The sequence below is a fragment of the Chitinophaga sancti genome, assembly GCF_034087045.1.
Lineage (GTDB): Bacteria > Bacteroidota > Bacteroidia > Chitinophagales > Chitinophagaceae > Chitinophaga > Chitinophaga sancti_B.
Genome location: NZ_CP139247.1, coordinates 8,106,163 through 8,123,107, shown reverse-complemented (window position 1 = coordinate 8,123,107; position 16,945 = coordinate 8,106,163). Strand labels below are relative to the sequence as shown.

Annotated in this window: 7 protein-coding genes; all 7 read left to right on the top strand. The window is 44.3% G+C overall.

Annotated elements, in window-relative coordinates:
• The first annotated feature begins 42 nt into the window (after window positions 1-42).
• The 7 genes from SIO70_RS32545 (at window position 43) to SIO70_RS32515 (ending at window position 16,932) form a co-directional block, all read left to right on the top strand.
• The gene (locus tag SIO70_RS32545; protein ID WP_320578004.1) at window positions 43-4,020 is read left to right on the top strand and encodes a two-component regulator propeller domain-containing protein; all 3,978 of its coding nucleotides are present in this window, start codon (window positions 43-45) and stop codon (window positions 4,018-4,020) included.
• Window positions 4,021-4,153: 133 nt separating this feature from the next.
• On the top strand, window positions 4,154-7,252 hold the full coding sequence (locus SIO70_RS32540; protein WP_320578002.1) for a TonB-dependent receptor: 3,099 nt from the start codon (window positions 4,154-4,156) through the stop codon (window positions 7,250-7,252).
• 18 nt (window positions 7,253-7,270) lie between these two features.
• Complete coding sequence (locus tag SIO70_RS32535) at window positions 7,271-8,932, top strand: RagB/SusD family nutrient uptake outer membrane protein (protein ID WP_320578000.1); 1,662 nt, start codon at window positions 7,271-7,273, stop codon at window positions 8,930-8,932.
• A gap of 168 nt (window positions 8,933-9,100) precedes the next feature.
• Window positions 9,101-10,915, top strand: a complete 1,815-nt coding sequence (locus SIO70_RS32530; protein WP_320577998.1) for a beta-galactosidase family protein — start codon at window positions 9,101-9,103, stop codon at window positions 10,913-10,915.
• Window positions 10,916-11,121: 206 nt separating this feature from the next.
• Entirely contained in the window at window positions 11,122-12,399 is a 1,278-nt protein-coding gene (locus tag SIO70_RS32525; RefSeq protein WP_320577997.1) for a hypothetical protein, read from the top strand.
• A gap of 5 nt (window positions 12,400-12,404) precedes the next feature.
• The gene (locus tag SIO70_RS32520; RefSeq protein ID WP_320577995.1) at window positions 12,405-13,130 is read left to right on the top strand and encodes a hypothetical protein; all 726 of its coding nucleotides are present in this window, start codon (window positions 12,405-12,407) and stop codon (window positions 13,128-13,130) included.
• A 523-nt stretch (window positions 13,131-13,653) separates the two neighbouring features.
• The gene (locus tag SIO70_RS32515; RefSeq protein WP_320577993.1) at window positions 13,654-16,932 is read left to right on the top strand and encodes a SusC/RagA family TonB-linked outer membrane protein; all 3,279 of its coding nucleotides are present in this window, start codon (window positions 13,654-13,656) and stop codon (window positions 16,930-16,932) included.
• The last annotated feature ends 13 nt before the right edge of the window (window positions 16,933-16,945 follow it).

The window sequence follows — 16,945 nt, the reverse complement described above, 5'->3', positions numbered from 1 at the left end:
AAAAACTTTTTATACTTTACATTCCACCAAAACGCGCACGTTATGAAATTGTTCCGGATGCTACTGCCGTTCTGTTGCTGCTTTTTATACATTACGCTGTATGCCAACGACGAACCTATAAGAAACCTCGGTATTGAAAACGGCTTATCCAATAACGCCGTCATGAACGTATACCAGGATTACAAAGGCTTCATGTGGATCTGTACTTACGATGGCCTCAACCGCTTCGATGGCTACAAATTCCGCATCTTCCGCAATAAAATCGGCGACACCACTTCCCTCAATGATAACGGGAATTTCACGATCGAAGGCGACTACCTCCACCGTATCTGGCTCGGGGGGCGCAAGGGTATTAGTGTATTCAATCCCGTCAATGAGCAATTTACCACCGCCCGTTTTACCCCTTATAAAAGCCCCACTCCCCGCCCTGAAATCGGCGTTATCCACATCATCCGCGCCGGCGATAGTGGAAAAACCGTCTTAGCAGGTACGGAACGTGACGGCCTCTTATTATTTCATGAAAATGTATATGCCGGTATCCAGGTACCCATCATTCAATATACAACTACCCTTACCAATTACGAAGTGACCGGTATCGACTTTGACCACAATACTGCTTTTGTATTTGTTCAGGACATTGGCCTTTGCAAATACAATCCCAAAACACAATCCCTGCAAATCATCAACCAGAGCATCCGCCAGGCAAACTGTCTTCGTAGCGATCTGCAGGGTGGCCTATGGTTAGGTACTGATAATGGCCTGTTTCGATACAGTCTTACTAATAATTCTTTTTCCGAAAATTACATCCAGACCCACAACAAAGTCGTAGGCCTCTGCATTGACAAAAACGGCAGGATCTGGGTAGCCTCTGACGGGGCAGGTGTCTTCATCGTCTCTTCGCGTGAAAATATAAATAAGTGTCAATTAAACAGTAATGCGGTGTATGCTGTTTATGAAGATAGAGAAGGCCGTATGTGGATCGGCACTTTAAGAGGTGGTATCAGCATTGTCGCTCCTCGCCGTAATCCATTCGAACTCCATCGTTTCAATGGAGAAAATACGGTGTGCAACTTTATCCTTTCCTTCTGCGAAGGAGTGAATAACGATATCTGGATAGGCACTGATGGCGGAGGTCTCAAGCACTGGGACAGACCTCATAATCAATTCACAGCTTTCACTGCCGATGCTACCAAACCCAACGCTATCAGTAGCAACTTTATCACCTGCATTCTTCGTGATGCGCAGGATGATATCTGGGTATCCACCTGGTTCGGCGGCATCAACAGGTATAAAAAAGGCAGTAACTCCTTCGAGCATTTTCATTGCAACAACCCTATTACCAATGCTATTGAAAACAATGTATGGGTGGTATACGAAGATGCACAAAAACAGATATGGGCCAGTACCACTAATAATGGTACCCTCTATACTTTCAACAGAACTACCAACCAGTTCGAACTTTTTGACAATACCCTTATCAATATCCAATGCCTGGCCGAAGATGCCCAGGGACATCTGTGGGGTGGTAACTACCAGGACCTGATCTCTATAGACAGGGCACGCAAACAACACAAGGTTTTCCACATTGGTTACACCGTACGCAGTATTCACGAGGATAAGCATGGCAACTTCTGGGTAGGCACAGATGGCGGTGGCTTATTACAATTCAATAAACAAACGGGCCGTTTTATTCGCTATACAGAAACAGACGGTTTACCCAGCAACGCTATTCTGCGAATTATCGAAGATAACAGCGGCGATCTTTGGCTCAGCACTTTCAATGGTCTGGCCAGGTTCAACCCGCAGACAAAAATCTGTCGTAGTTTCTCACAATCTGATGGCCTGCAAAGTAACCAGTTCAGCTACAATGCGGCACTGAAACTCAGCACCGGTGAATGTATGTTCGGGGGTATCAAAGGCTTCAATGTCTTTTTCCCGGATAGCATTTATGATCAGACTACTTTGCCGCCGGTATTCCTCACTGGTATCAGAATTAGCAATACCCCTGTTGAACAGGAAGGCAAATATATTTCCAAAAGCGCGCTTGAAAATGTAGAGGAATTAAAGATCCCTTACGACAAAGCTGCTATTTCCCTGGACTTCGTCGCCCTGGAATATACCTCTCCGGACAAGATCAATTATGCCTACCGCCTGGAAGGCTGGGATAAACAATGGAACTATGTCGGTGAAGCACGCACCGCAAATTATACCCGTCTGCAGGAAGGCACATATATTTTTAAAATCAAAGCCACCAGTGCCGAAGGGCGTTGGGGCCCAGAGATCAGCACGGTCCGCATTATTGTATTGCCACCCTGGTACAGAAGCTGGTGGGCATACTTATTATATACCGTGGCAATAGGAGGTCTGTTATATGTTTTTATGCGTTATCGCTCCAGGCAGGAACGCCTTAATTACGAAATCCGGCTTGCGCACCTGGAAAATGAGAAAGAAAAAGAACTGAATGAGAAGAAGTTATCTTTCTTTACTCATATTTCACATGAGTTTAGAACACCTTTGAGCTTGATTATCAATCCTCTTAAAGCATACACCCAGGACCCGGAACTCAGTATTGTCTATAGAAATGCACGCAGACTACTCAGTTTAGTGGATCAGTTACTCCTGTTCAGGAAAGCTGATTCAGGTGGAGATACATTGAAAATCAATAGACTGGATATTGTGGAGCTATGTAAAGAAGCTTTTTTGTGTTTCTCTCAGCAGGCAAGACTCAAAAATATCGACTACCAGTTCGAAGGTGGCCAATGCCCGATCGAAATGTATGTAGATGATGAGAAGATGGAGGTGGCTTTATTCAATTTGTTGTCCAATGCTTTCAAATTTACCCCTGATGGTGGAAAGGTGGTCTTTAAAATCCGTGAGTTATTCACAGAAGTGGAAATCTCCATACAGGATTCCGGTTGTGGTATTCCTATTACTACCGGTAACCGCATCTTTGATAAATTCAGCAGGGTGGGTGGGCGTCAGACAGGTTTCGGCATTGGCCTTTATCTCGTGAAGCATTTTATTGAAAGTCATCATGGTAGTATCACTTACCATAGCCGTCAGCAGGAAGGCACCACTTTCGTCATTCGTTTGCGCAAAGGGCTTGGTCATCTCACCGGGTATGACTTTGCCACCAATGAGCGTTCTGCCATTTTGCAGGAACTGATGGAAGAAACGACTGTACCTGTAAAAAAAGAAGAAAAACTCCTGCCTGAAGAAATGGTCACGGAGAAAAAATCCCTGCTTTGCATCGATGACAATGCTGACATCCGGGCGTACCTCCGGCAGTTATTTTCTGACCATTATATAATATATGAAGCAGAAAACGGGGATGACGGATTTGCCATGGTACAGAAGCAACTCCCGGATCTTGTAATCAGTGATGTGCAAATGCCGGGTATGGACGGATTGGAACTCTGTACCAAAATCAAAAATACAGAAGCCCTGAGCCACATTCCCGTGATCCTCCTGACCTCTGCCCATGACCTGAAAATCAAAGGGATAGAAGAAGGTGCGGACGATTACATCACCAAACCATTTGATAAAGACCTGTTACTGGCCAAGGTACAGACCCTTCTGAAAAACAGGAACCTGCTTCGCCAATACTTCCTGGACAGCATCACCTTACAAAAGAGTACAGTCAAAGTTCCCGCTGCCTACCGGGACTTCCTCAATAATTGTATCAGTATTATAGAATCCAACCTGGGGAATGAGGATTTCTCAATTAAAACCTTCACGCAGGCTATTGGCATGAGTCATTCCAGCTTATACAAAAAGGTAAAATCCATTTCCGGTCAGACGATCAATGCCTTTATCCGTTCTATTCGACTTCGAAAAGCGGCGATGCTGATGATAAGGGAAGATTATACCATCAACCAGGCAGCTTTTGAGGTAGGCATAGGCGATGTGAAGTACTTCAGAGAGCAATTTGTAAAGCTTTTTGGTATGAACCCATCCGAATATGTAAAGAGGTATCGCCACTCTTTTAACCAGGACCTTACGATCGTAAAAGAGGGCTAATTGAACGAATTTCCCCCCTTTTTTAAATGATTTACCCCCCTTCCCAAGGGGGGTAAAGTCCCTAATTTGCCCTTATCGTTGATCAATGAAAAACTGATAATCAACCGTTTACTCATCCAAACAGAATTCCGTTATGAAAAAAGTCTTGCACAGGCACGTGCGGCAGTTGCCCTTGTTTCTGCGACTGTCATTGCTTTTAGTATTCATGTTCCCTGTATTTATTGCGCAGGCCCAGGAGGGCAAAATTTCCGGTAAAGTGGTGTCCGGGGGACAACCAGTTCCGGGTGTAACAGTGAAAGTTAAAGGGACTAACCAGGGGGCTGTGACCGACATCAATGGTCACTATACCGTCACTGCTAAACAGGGAGATACCCTTATTTTCAATCACATGTCTTACGCTGCACAGTCTATCGCCGTTGCAGGCCCTTCTGTGAATGCAACCCTGAGTGAAAACGCGCAGACAGTGGGCGAAGTGGTGGTAGTAGGTTATGGTACCCAGAAAAAGGAGACCCTGACCGGATCAATCTCCGTCGTAAAAGGAGCGGACATTGTAAGAAGTCCGCAACCCAATGTATCCAACTCACTCGCAGGCCGTTTCTCTGGTGTGATCGCAAACAACCGCGCTGGTGAACCGGGTTATGACAATTCCAACATTTACATCAGAGGTCTGGGTACTACCGGTAACAACGATGTACTTGTAGTGGTAGATGGTGTACCAGGTCAGATCGGTGGTTTATCAAGGCTGGACCCTAACGATATTGAAAGCATCAGCGTACTGAAAGACGCTTCTGCTGCAGTATATGGTAGTCGTGCAGCGAATGGTGTGATCCTCGTTACCACCAAGAGAGGTAAAACCGGTAAGCCGGTGATCAATTACACCTTTAACCAGGGTTTTTCTTCACCTACCCGTTTGCCAAAAATGGCGGATGCACCCACTTTTGCTGCCATCCAGAATGAGATCGCTTATTACACCGATCCGGCAGGTGGCATGAACCAGTATTATACAGACGAAGAGATTCAGAAATTCAGAGATGGTTCTGATCCGCTGAACTACCCTAATACTGACTGGCAGAAAGTGGTGCTGAAAAAATCAGCGACACAGCAGCAGCATAACCTGGCAGTAAGTGGTGGTACGACTGATGTAAGATATTATGCTTCTCTGGGTACGATCAGCCAGGATGGTTTATATAAACATGGTGCGACAAAGTACAATCAGTATAACTTCCGTTCCAACATCGATGCGGATGTGACTAAAAGACTGAAAGTAAGTCTGTACCTCAGCGGCAGAGAGGAAGATCGTAACTACCCTGTAACCGGTGCCGGCGACATATTCCGCGCTATTTACAGAGCTTATCCTACCATTGCACCTTACTACCCTAATGGATTACCTACTTATGGTATAGAAGGTAGTAACCCTGCACTGATAGGCACCAGCATAGGTGGAACCAGCCGCAACCCTACACAGGTATTTAATGGTATACTGAAAGGTGCATACCAGATTCCTGGGGTAGAAGGGTTATCACTGGATGGATTTTATTCTATCGACAAATCCTGGAGTTTCATCAAGACATTCAGCAAACCTTATTCCGTATACAACTACAATTCAACAACCGGAGCTTACGATAAGACAATCGTAGGCGGTTCAAACGGGTTGGCTACTTTGTCAGAAGGACAATTAAACAGAACCATGATGGTGTCCAACATCAAGCTGAACTATGCACATCAGTTTGGTAAGCACAACATCGCTGCGTTTGTCGCTTATGAGCAAAGTAAAACTTCTCAGGATTCACTGGGTGCATACCGCATGAACTTCCCATCATCTACTACACCGGAACTGTCACAGGGTGGTCCTGCCAGTGAAGATAAAAATAACTCTGGTAACAGCTATAACTTTACCCGTAAGAGTTATTTCGGTAAACTGGCGTACAACTACCAGGAGAAATACCTGGTAGAAGCGCAGGCACGTGTAGATGGATCTTCTGCATTCCCAAGCGGGCATCAGTATGGTTTCTTCCCATCTATCTCTGCTGGTTACCGCATTTCACAGGAGCCATGGTTTAAGGGCGTGAAGTTCATCAATGACCTGAAACTCCGTGGATCTTATGGATCATTGGGTAATGATAATATCTCCCTGTTCCAGTACTTTGACAACTACTCTTTCAACAGTCAGTATGTAATCGGGGATGCGGTACATGCGGGTATTGACCTCACTAAACTGGCTAATCAGAATATAACCTGGGAAGTAGCGAAGAAACTGGACGTAGGTCTGAATGCGATATTCCTGGATCATTTCAACGTAGAGTTTATTTACTTCCAGCAGAAACGTTCTGATATCCTCACCCAGCGCAATGCTTCTATTCCGGGTACTTCAGGTATCGTAAACCCTTATGGTTCCGATCCGTTGGTGCCTGCAGAGAACATTGGTAAGGTAAACAGTAATGGTATTGAAGCAACACTTGGCTACAACAATGTGACGAAAGGTGGCTTCCGTTATGGTATCAATACCAACATCACTTATGCAAAGAGCAAGATCATCTACATCGACGAAGCGTCTGGTACACTCGATTACCAGCGTCAAACCGGTCGTCCGATGAACACTTCTTTGTTATATAATGCAATTGGTATATTCAGAACACAGGAAGATCTGGATAAATATCCACACCTGGCCAATGCACAACTGGGTGATCTGATCTACGAGGATTACAACAAAGATGGAGCGATCACAGCTGATGACCAGACAAGAACAAAGTATGGCAACATTCCTGAAATCACTTATGGTATACTGTTGAATGGAGCATACAAAGGTTTCGATGCATCAGTCGTATTTGCAGGGCAGACACATGTAAGTCAGTATGTACTGCCTGAATCAGGTACTATCGGCAACTTCTACAGCAGCTGGGCAGATAACCGTTGGAGCCCAACCCATACAGATGGAACTTATCCAAGAGTAGATACCCGTGCATCATCTTCCGTAAATGGTGGTTTGTATGCGAACAATTTCTGGCTGAACAATGCTTCCTTTCTCCGTTTGAAGAACGTAGAGTTGGGTTATACCATCAATGCAACTTTGCTGAACAGGGCAAAGATCAGTGCACTCCGTGTGTATGCCAGCGCTTACAACCTGTTCACTATTACAAAGGTGAAAGATTACGATCCGGAAGGAAACAGCAGCAGCGGACAGTTCTATCCGCAACAGCGTATTGTGAACCTGGGGCTGAATGTTAAGTTTTAATTCTGAAAAATTACGGTCATGAGAAAGATTCAATATTTTTTATACCTTCTGGCAATAGGATTTGTGTCCTGCAAGAAGAACTACCTGGATATCGTGCCTACGGACCGTGTGTCTGACGTGGCAGTGTTGTCCGACTCCCTTTTGTTTGAGGACTATGTGATTAACCGATACATGGGTGTAAAGCTCCAGGATAAAGAAGCGGAAGGTACGCCTCCGGGTTTTGGAAGAGGATTTGAATATGCGATGTGGAGCTCACTCTCAGATGAATCTATTTATAATAATGATGATAATACCTGGTTGGTGCAACAGGGTTTGCTGGCGCCGGAAAATACAGGCATTACCGGTACACTGTGGGCCAGAAGCTATCGTAGCATCAGGGAGGTAAACTATGCGTTGAACAACATTGCGGTGGTGCCAATGAGTGAAGGACTGCGGAATAAGCTGAGAGGTGAATTGCACTTTATCCGTGGGTTCCGTTATCAGGATCTGATCCGCAACTATGGAGGGGTAGTGATGGTGGGTGATAGTGTGTATAACCTGGAGGATAATCTGTCAGATGCATCTTTGTACACCCGTGCATCTTTGCAGACAAGTATGGATTATGCGATAAAGGAGATGGATTCAGCGGCTTATTATTTACCATCAGCAAATGATGATTCATGGGCATTGGGTCGTGCTACCAAAGGTGCGGCGCTGGCACTGAAATCAAGACTGACACTGTATGCAGCAAGTCCACTTTACAATGTAGGTACCTGGGCAGATGCTGCTGCCGCTGCAAAAGCGGTGATGGATCTGGGACAGTATTCTATTGATGCAGACTATGGTGGATTGTTTAAGAACTCAGCGAGTAAAGAGATCATTTTCGAAAGACTATATGTAATAGGTGCAAGACATACCTGTTTAGAAATTGCCAACGGACCAAATGGTTATGGCGGTTGGGCGGGTAATACACCATTGCAGAATTTAGTAGATGCGTATGAGATGAATACTGGTCTTCCTATCACCGATGCGGCTTCCGGTTATGATGCAGCAAACCCTTATGCTAACAGGGATGCGCGTTTCTATGCTTCTATTCTGTACAATGGTGCGACCTATAGAAACAGTACGATCGAAACATTTACACCAGGTGGTAAAGATAGCCAGGATGGTAATTCCAACTGGAATACATCCAAGACAGGTTATTACCTGAAGAAGTTCATGGACGATACCAATCCGATAGATAACCCATGGAATGTGGCAGGATTACAACCCTGGATTTATTTCCGCTATGCAGAGATCCTGCTGAACTATGCAGAAGCACAGAATGAAGCAGTGGGACCAGATGCATCAGTATATGCAGCTGTGAACCAGGTTCGTCAGCGTAGCAGTGTCAATCAACCAGCATTGACGACAGGTTTGACACAGGCAGAAATGAGAACGGCTATCCAGCGGGAAAGACAGGTAGAGCTGGCATTTGAAGAGCATCGTTTTTATGATGTAAGAAGATGGAAAATTGCATCAACGACTGAGAATGTGCCGGCTTATGGTATGACGATCACGAAGTCAAACGGGGTATATACATATACCAGGAAGACAGCACTGGCCGGACGTTTATTTGCTGACAAGAACTATTGGCTGCCAATTCCAAGATCTGAGATATTGTCCTCTAATGGTCAATTGACGCAGAATACGGGGTACTAATAGCGTGATGCCGGTGCCAATAGGTCTCCAAAAGTTCACCAAAAGAGCACCAAAAGGTCACCTCAATATCCCAGGGATAATGAAGTGATCTTTTGGTAGCCTTATAATGGCCTTTTAGCGGCCTTATAGTAGCATTATCATGATAGCGTTTTATTAAACTTAGACAGGATGAAAAAAATAAGCGTAGCGATCATCGCCCTAATGGCTTTATGGATGCAGGGGATGGGGCAATCACAACACACTTTTGCGTTGGGAGACAGTACCTTTTTGCTGGACGGGCATCCTTTTCAGATGATTTCGGGTGAGATTCATTATCCCCGGGTACCACGTGAGGCATGGCGCGCCAGAATTCAGATGGCAAAGTCGATGGGTTTGAATACCATTGGTACCTATGTATTCTGGAATGTGCATGAGCCGGAGAAGGGGCATTATGAGTTTTCGGGCAATAATGATATTGCGGAGTTTGTGAAGATTGCGAAGGAGGAGGGGATGTATGTGGTACTGCGGCCAAGTCCTTATGTGTGTGCGGAGTGGGAGTTTGGTGGCTACCCTTATTGGTTGCAGAATGAGAAAGGATTGGTAGTGAGGAGTAAAGATCCGCGTTACCTGGAGGCTTACCGCAATTATATCCATGCGGTGGGTAAGCAGTTGGCGCCCTTGCAGGTGAATCATGGCGGGAATATACTGATGGTGCAGATTGAAAATGAGTATGGTTCTTATTCAGATGATAAGGAGTACCTGGATATAAACAGGAAGATGTTTGTCGACGCAGGTTTTGATGGATTGCTGTTTACCTGCGATCCGGAAGCAGCGATTAAAAACGGGCATTTACCGGGCTTATTACCGGCTATTAATGGGCAGGATAACCCGGTGAAGGTAAAGAAACTGATACGCGAAAATCATGGCGGGAAAGGGCCTTTTTATATTGCTGAATGGTATCCTGCATGGTTTGACTGGTGGGGTACAAAACATCACACCGTACCTTATCAGCAATACCTGGGTAGGTTGGATAGTGTGTTGAGTGCGGGTATTTCTATTAACATGTATATGTTCCATGGCGGTACAACGCGTGGGTTTATGAATGGGGCGAATGCGAATGATAAGGATCCTTATGAGCCGCAGATAAGTAGTTACGATTACGATGCGCCATTGGATGAGGCGGGGAATGCTACGGAAAAATACATGCAGTTCCGCGCGGTGATAGCAAAGCATTTGCAACCGGGGCAGACATTGCCAGCCGTGCCAGCGAAGAGGGGTGTGATTACGATTCCTGCTGTTACATTAACACAGGCGACTGGGGTATTTAGTGTATTGCCGGCGGCAGTGAAGCATGCGACCCCATTGACTTTTGAAGATTTGAAACAGGCGTATGGATTTGTTTTATATAGAACGACGGTAGATGGTGGTAAAGCGGGTGTGCTGAAGATAAATGCATTGAGGGATTATGGGATTGTGTTTGTGAATGGAAAGAGAGTGGGTACGCTGGATAGAAGGTTGAAGCAGGATAGTTTGCAGGTGACATTACCGAAAGGAAAGGTTCGTTTGGAGATCCTGGTAGAGAACTTAGGGAGGATCAATTTTGGACCTTATTTGTTGCAGAATAAGAAAGGGATTACAGAAAGTGTGGTATTTGGTGGGAAGGAGCTGAAAGGATGGGAGATGTATTCATTGCCCTTTAGTGATGTGCCGGTAGTGAAGGCGGGTAAAGTAGGGGTGAATGAGCCGGTGCTGAGAGCCGGTGGTTTTAAACTGGATGCGGTGGGTGATACATACCTGGATATGAGCCAGTGGGGGAAAGGTGTGGTTTGGGTGAATGGGCATAATTTAGGAAGGTATTGGGAAGTGGGCCCACAGCAGACGGTGTTTGTGCCGGCGGAGTGGTTAAAGAAAGGGGAGAATAGTATTGCGGTGTTGGAGTTAATAAAGCCGGAGGTACAGGTCGTGAGTGGGTTGGATCATGCTATTTTGGATGAGGTAAGATAAAAACGAAGAACGATGAGTAGGCCCTCCCATTTGGGAGGGCTTTTTGGTTTTAGGTTTTTTTTAGATGCGAATTATATCGACCGGCTTTTCGCCGGTCGATATAATTCGCCCGAGCGAGAAAACTGAGGTGGCTGGAAGCCGCCTCAGTTTTCTCGCTTTTGTAACTTTTTGATTTATTACCCCGTTCTAATGAAAACCTATTCCCCATGAATGTAGCATCAACCAGACTGTTTCCGACAGCGCTGCTGGCTGTTTATTTGTTTATGCTAAGCAGTTGTTTGAAGGACAAATGTACCAACAACATTCCTTCAAAAATATACACACCTGTTTACGCCAGCCTCGACTCCCTTAGATCTTCGATCCGTAGCGAATCTCCCCACGAAATTGTATCACCAGGCAAAATCTATCTCTACGGCAACTACATCTTCCTGAACGAACTGAACAAAGGCATCCACGTCATCGACAACGCCAACCCTTCTTCCCCTCAAAAAATCGCATTTATCAACATCCCCGGCAATGTAGACCTGGCTGTAAAAGGGAATGTGATGTATGTAGACAGTTACATCGACCTTGTGGCGCTGGACATCAGCGACCCGCACAACATCCGGCAGACAAAAAGACTGAACAACGTATTTCCACAGCGGCAATATGAATATGGTATCATCGCCGATACGCTGAGAGGGGTGATCACGAGTTTCGAAATAAGAGACACTGTGCTGTCAAATACCTGTAATTTAGCCAGCTGGAATGGTGTGTATGTATATAATAGTGAGGCTAACAGTGTCACCGTTTCGAACAGCTCAAATGTATCTGTACCTTCTGCCACCGGCAAAGCTGGTTCTACTGCACGTTTTGGCCTGGTGAATAACACCCTGTATACAGTGGATTATTACGGTATCCAGGTCTTTAATGTACAACAGGCCAATGAGCCAGTGAAGAAGAATAACTTTACTGTTTCTGCTAATATCGAAACTATTTTCCCATACGATCATTACATATTTATTGGCAGTACCACCGGCATGCTCATTTATGATGTAAGCAATCCTGAAATGCCGGTAGCTGCAGGTACTTTCTCACACATTCAATCCTGTGATCCGGTAGTGGTAGAAGGAAAAACAGCGTATGTGACATTAAGATCCGGTACTACCTGCGCGGGTAATCAGAATCAGCTGGACGTAATTAATATAGCAGATGTGAAAAACCCGCAATTGTTGAAAAGCTATGTCATGACAGGCCCTTATGGATTAGGTATTGATGGCAGCAACCTGTTTGTATGTGAAGGTACTAATGGCTTACACTTTATGGATGCCACCGATCCGTTGAATGTAGAGACGAAGCAAACCGTGAAAGACATAGAGGCCTATGATGTGATCCCAAACAATCATGTACTGTTGGTAACAGCCAAAGATGGTTTATACCAGTACGATTATTCTAATTTGAGTAAACCTGTCTTGTTAAGCAGGATTGGCATCGTCATTAAATAATTACTATGAAATATATACTGTTGTTATGTGCAGGGCTATTGGCTATGCAGGGATTGACTGCGCAGCGAAAGCTGGATGTACTATATTTTAAGAATGGCAGTGTGATCAGGGGGCATATCTTTTCGGCAGAGAATGGGGTATTGAAAATAGAGAACAGGATAAAAGATACGTTGGTATTTAATCGTGCAGAGATGGATAGTGTGAAGCAGGAGAAGGTATATCCAAAAATAGCTCCTGGTGGTTTTTATAATATAGATGAAGCAGGATTACAATTTTCTGATAAGAAAGGATCTGTGTGGAGATGCATTGTAGGGTATCGGTTTGCCTATCAATACCAGGTAGGTGTGGGTATTGGGTTAGATGATTACCAGGCAAGGTCAGTGCCGGTATTCGGAGATCTTCGTTATGATTTCAGTAAGGAGGAGCGAACTTTCTTTTCTTATGCTGGTGCGGGCAAAGCCATACCATGGTTAACACGTAAACAGTGGTCGCTGCAAAATTCTAAAGAACCGGATCAGAACATTGCCGGCACTTATATACATGCGGGATTGGGATATAAATTCAGGTGGAGATATAATAGTTCATTTCATTTATCAGCAGGTTATGCGCATGCAGCATTCAAAACAAAGAATGCAGTGTTGGATTGGCAAACGCAAAGGCCATTAGGCACCTTTACCACCACAGATTATAGTTTTAGCAGAGTTACCGTGATGGTTGGATTCACACTGTAAGGGGGGCGCGTGCTCCCTTTACAATTTTCTGAACCTCAATACTTGCGATACTTTTCATTATATTAGAAATAATTCTATATTACATTATTTACATTTTTTGTTATAAAAATTATGAAATTATCATCCAAGTCTCTATATTTAACATAACAACCAAAATCAAAATCTAAATAACCAAAATCTAATCAATATTTATAAGCTGACATTGTGATGGACATCTATTGATTACCTCTGTAAGAGATTTGCTTTTACAGTTCAACTATTTAACTTATTTCTAACCAGATGAACAAGTCATTTCAACCAAATGGCAGGATTTAAAAGACGAACCGTTTACCGTAAGATTAATTAATGTAATAACCCGTTTCCTGTGTTGTAGCGCATACCGCCGCCATTTCCGGTATGCAGGTTTTACTATTACTTAAAATAACGAAACAATGAAAAGACTGCTATGGTGGGCGATGCCAGCAACCCGTGCGTAGCTAATATTTGATCACAAGGTTATCTACTGTCATTTTAAATCACAATTATGAGAATCAAGGGTTTTCTATGCCTTATGGTGCTGATGTGCCATGTCTATACGTTTTCATTATTTGCACAATCAACCAAGGTCACCGGTATTATTAAAGATGAATCGGGGCAAGCTATTCCTGGTGCCAGTATCAAAATTAAAGGGGGTGGAGGTACTGTAGCCGATATCAGTGGCTCATTCTCCATTACAGCTTCCAAAGGTCAGAAGCTGATCATCACAGCAGTTGGATATGAAACAAAAGAAGTCACTGTAGATGGTTTACCTATTAATGTTCAATTGGGGAATGACAAAAAGATTTTGACTGAATTTGTTGTCACCGGGACAGGAACGCCTACCAGCAAGAGAAGGCTGGGTATATCCGTAGAATCTGTTTCGGGTGATAAGCTGACGGGTGCTTCCACCAGTATCGACCAGGCACTGGTTGGTAAAATACCTGGTGCGCAGATTTCTACTGTAAGTGGTAACCCCAGTGACCCGGTGAACATCCTCCTCAGAGGTGTGAATACCATTCAGGGTGGTACTAAGCCCCTCATCATGTTAGATGGTGTGCAGGTAGCTGCAACTGATTTTAATAGTCTTGATCTGGCCAACGTAGAAAGAGTCGAAGTGGTACAGGGTGCTGCTTCTGCTGCGCTGTATGGTGCACAGGGTGCGAATGGTGCTATTCAGCTCTTTACTAAAAAGGGTAAATCCGGTCACCTGGAAGTGAACTATAGCACCAGTTACTCCATTAATAATTACATCAACAGTGGTGGTGTAACCAAAGCCAGCAAACATCCCTATCTCACTGATGGGAATAATAATGTGGTAGATGCCAGTGGCAATATCCTGGCCCTTGATCAGTATGGCGACTATTCAGGTATCAGTTATACTTATGGAGGTGCTACCCGTTATGGAATATTGAATCCCAACAACATTGCAGACAAGCCGTACAACATGAACCTGAAATACTATGATCACTTCAAAGAGATGTTCTTAACAGGTAGTACCTGGAACAATGCGATCAACTTGTCAGGGGGTACGGATAAGACGGATTTCAATATGGCATTCGCCAATAATCATACTTTGAGTCCTGTTATGCACAATGGGTATGTAGACCGCACGAACCTCACCGCCAACATAGGCACTGAGGTATTCAAAGGTTTTCATATCCGCTCCACTACACAGGTTATCTACACCAAAAATACACTGACACCGGGTCTCGGGGCCCCAGGTGGTTATCTCTACGGTAGAGGTAACATGGCAGGGAATGTCGGTAACATCTACAGCTTCCTGAATACTTCTCCTTTCTTCAGTTTAAAATGGAAGATGGCAGATGGACATTCTCCTGCCTATCAGACTGCCGATTTCTTAAGTATCAATGCCTTTAACCCATACTATGTACAGGAGTATGCAGATGGACTGGATAATAAAATTGATATCGTACAAAGCCTGAATGCCAATTACCGGATCAATCACTTCCTGGAGCTGGATGCGAAGTATGGTATCAACTACAGAACAGAACGCGCAACATGGACCTACCTTAACCAGACGGGCAATGCAAATGCAGAATATTGGGATACCAAGGCTTATTACTTTGCTACAGATCGTACTGGTGAAATTGATCAGTGGAATTATACGACTACGTTCCAGAACTTCATCGGAAGTGCTTACTTCAGGACTGATTTCAAAAAGGACTTTGGCTGGAACCTTCCTATTCAAACAACTACGCTCGCATCGTATGACTACCGCCAGAGAAAGTACAGGGAATATGATATATATGGTTTAGGCTTGCCTACCACTTCTCCTATTAATCTCGCCTCTGCTTCTGCCATTTATGTAGCACCTACTTCTACATCTACCACTGAGCCTACCAATGGAGATTACCAGGAAACTTTCGTGACCTTTGGTTACCTCATTGATCAGAAATTTGATATTGGCGATTGGGGTGGTGTATCCGGTGGATTTAGAAGTGACTGGTCTTCCACATTTGGTAGCGGGTCTAAACCATTTACTTTCCCGCATGGAAATGGTTATATATTGCCTTCTTCCTTTAACTTCTGGAAAGGACTGGAACAAGTGGTGCCTTACTTCAAGATCCGCGCTGCGTATGGCGAAGCGGGTACACAACCGGGTGTTTTCGACAGGTATCCTACATTGAACCAGGGTACATTGGGATCTTCTTTGTATTATTCCAATCCTGCCACATCACAGAATCCTAACCTGAAAGTAGAGGTCTCCAAAGAGTTTGAAATTGGAACCGATTTCTCTGTGACGTTGTTGAATGGTGACTGGTTAGGTTCGGTGAATGGATCATTTTCCTACTGGACACGTAAAGCAGAAAATGTGATATACAAAGTAAGTTCTGCGCTATCTACAGGTAGTACTTCTGTGCTGACAAATGCTATCGATATGTCATCAAAAGGTATACAGTTCCAGGTGAATATTCCTGTGTATAAATCAAGGAATTTCGGATGGGATTTCACTACCAACTTTGGTAAGCAAACATCCAGGATTGACAAGATACGTGGTGGGGCAGATATCATCTTAACGTCTTCTGCAGGTAGTACGGCACTGACACTGACAGCAGGTCAGAAGATCGGGCAGATCTATGGTTACAAGGCTTTGAGGAGTAAGGATGCTGTGAAGGGAGATGGTTCCAAGTATTTTTCAGATGCTGATAAAGGCAAGTATGAAATCGTAGAAGGTCGTGTGGTAGATACGGCTACCAAATCCATACAGTTCGAAGAAAGTGCCACGGCATTTGGTGATCCGAATCCTAAATTCAATGCATCATTTATCAACCAGTTCACCTATAAGAATTTCATCACCCTCTCCTTCCAGTTTGACTGGGTATATGGTAGTCATCTGTACAACCAGACCAAAGAGTGGATGTACCGTGATGGTATAGATGGTGACTTCGCAAAACCGGTTACAATTAATGGCAGAACAGCTGCTTACACTGCTTACTATGGTAGTGCGTATTCCAGTTCATGGGGTAGTCTGTATGGACCGGGTAACAATGCGACCAAGGATTATTTTTATGAAGATGCTTCTTTCCTGCGTCTGAGAAATGTCTCCTTAGGATTTGATCTGGCAAGAGTGCTTCATACACAGAAGTTCAACAAACTGCAGGTGGTATTCACAGGCAGGAACCTGCTGACGGTGACGAAGTATAACGGTTTTGATCCTGAAATCAGTTCAGGTGCGGCCAACTCATCATTCGACAGAGGGATTGACCACAGTACCATTCCTAACATGAGATCATATCAGGTAGGTTTAAATGTAGGATTCTAAATTTTTATTTTAA

Coding starts and splice junctions, on each gene's coding strand:
- SIO70_RS32545 (WP_320578004.1), top strand. CDS start 43: ATGAAATTGTTCCGGATGCTACTGCCGTTCTGTTGCTGCTTTTTATAC.
- SIO70_RS32540 (WP_320578002.1), top strand. CDS start 4,154: ATGAAAAAAGTCTTGCACAGGCACGTGCGGCAGTTGCCCTTGTTTCTG.
- SIO70_RS32535 (WP_320578000.1), top strand. CDS start 7,271: ATGAGAAAGATTCAATATTTTTTATACCTTCTGGCAATAGGATTTGTG.
- SIO70_RS32530 (WP_320577998.1), top strand. CDS start 9,101: ATGAAAAAAATAAGCGTAGCGATCATCGCCCTAATGGCTTTATGGATG.
- SIO70_RS32525 (WP_320577997.1), top strand. CDS start 11,122: ATGAATGTAGCATCAACCAGACTGTTTCCGACAGCGCTGCTGGCTGTT.
- SIO70_RS32520 (WP_320577995.1), top strand. CDS start 12,405: ATGAAATATATACTGTTGTTATGTGCAGGGCTATTGGCTATGCAGGGA.
- SIO70_RS32515 (WP_320577993.1), top strand. CDS start 13,654: ATGAGAATCAAGGGTTTTCTATGCCTTATGGTGCTGATGTGCCATGTC.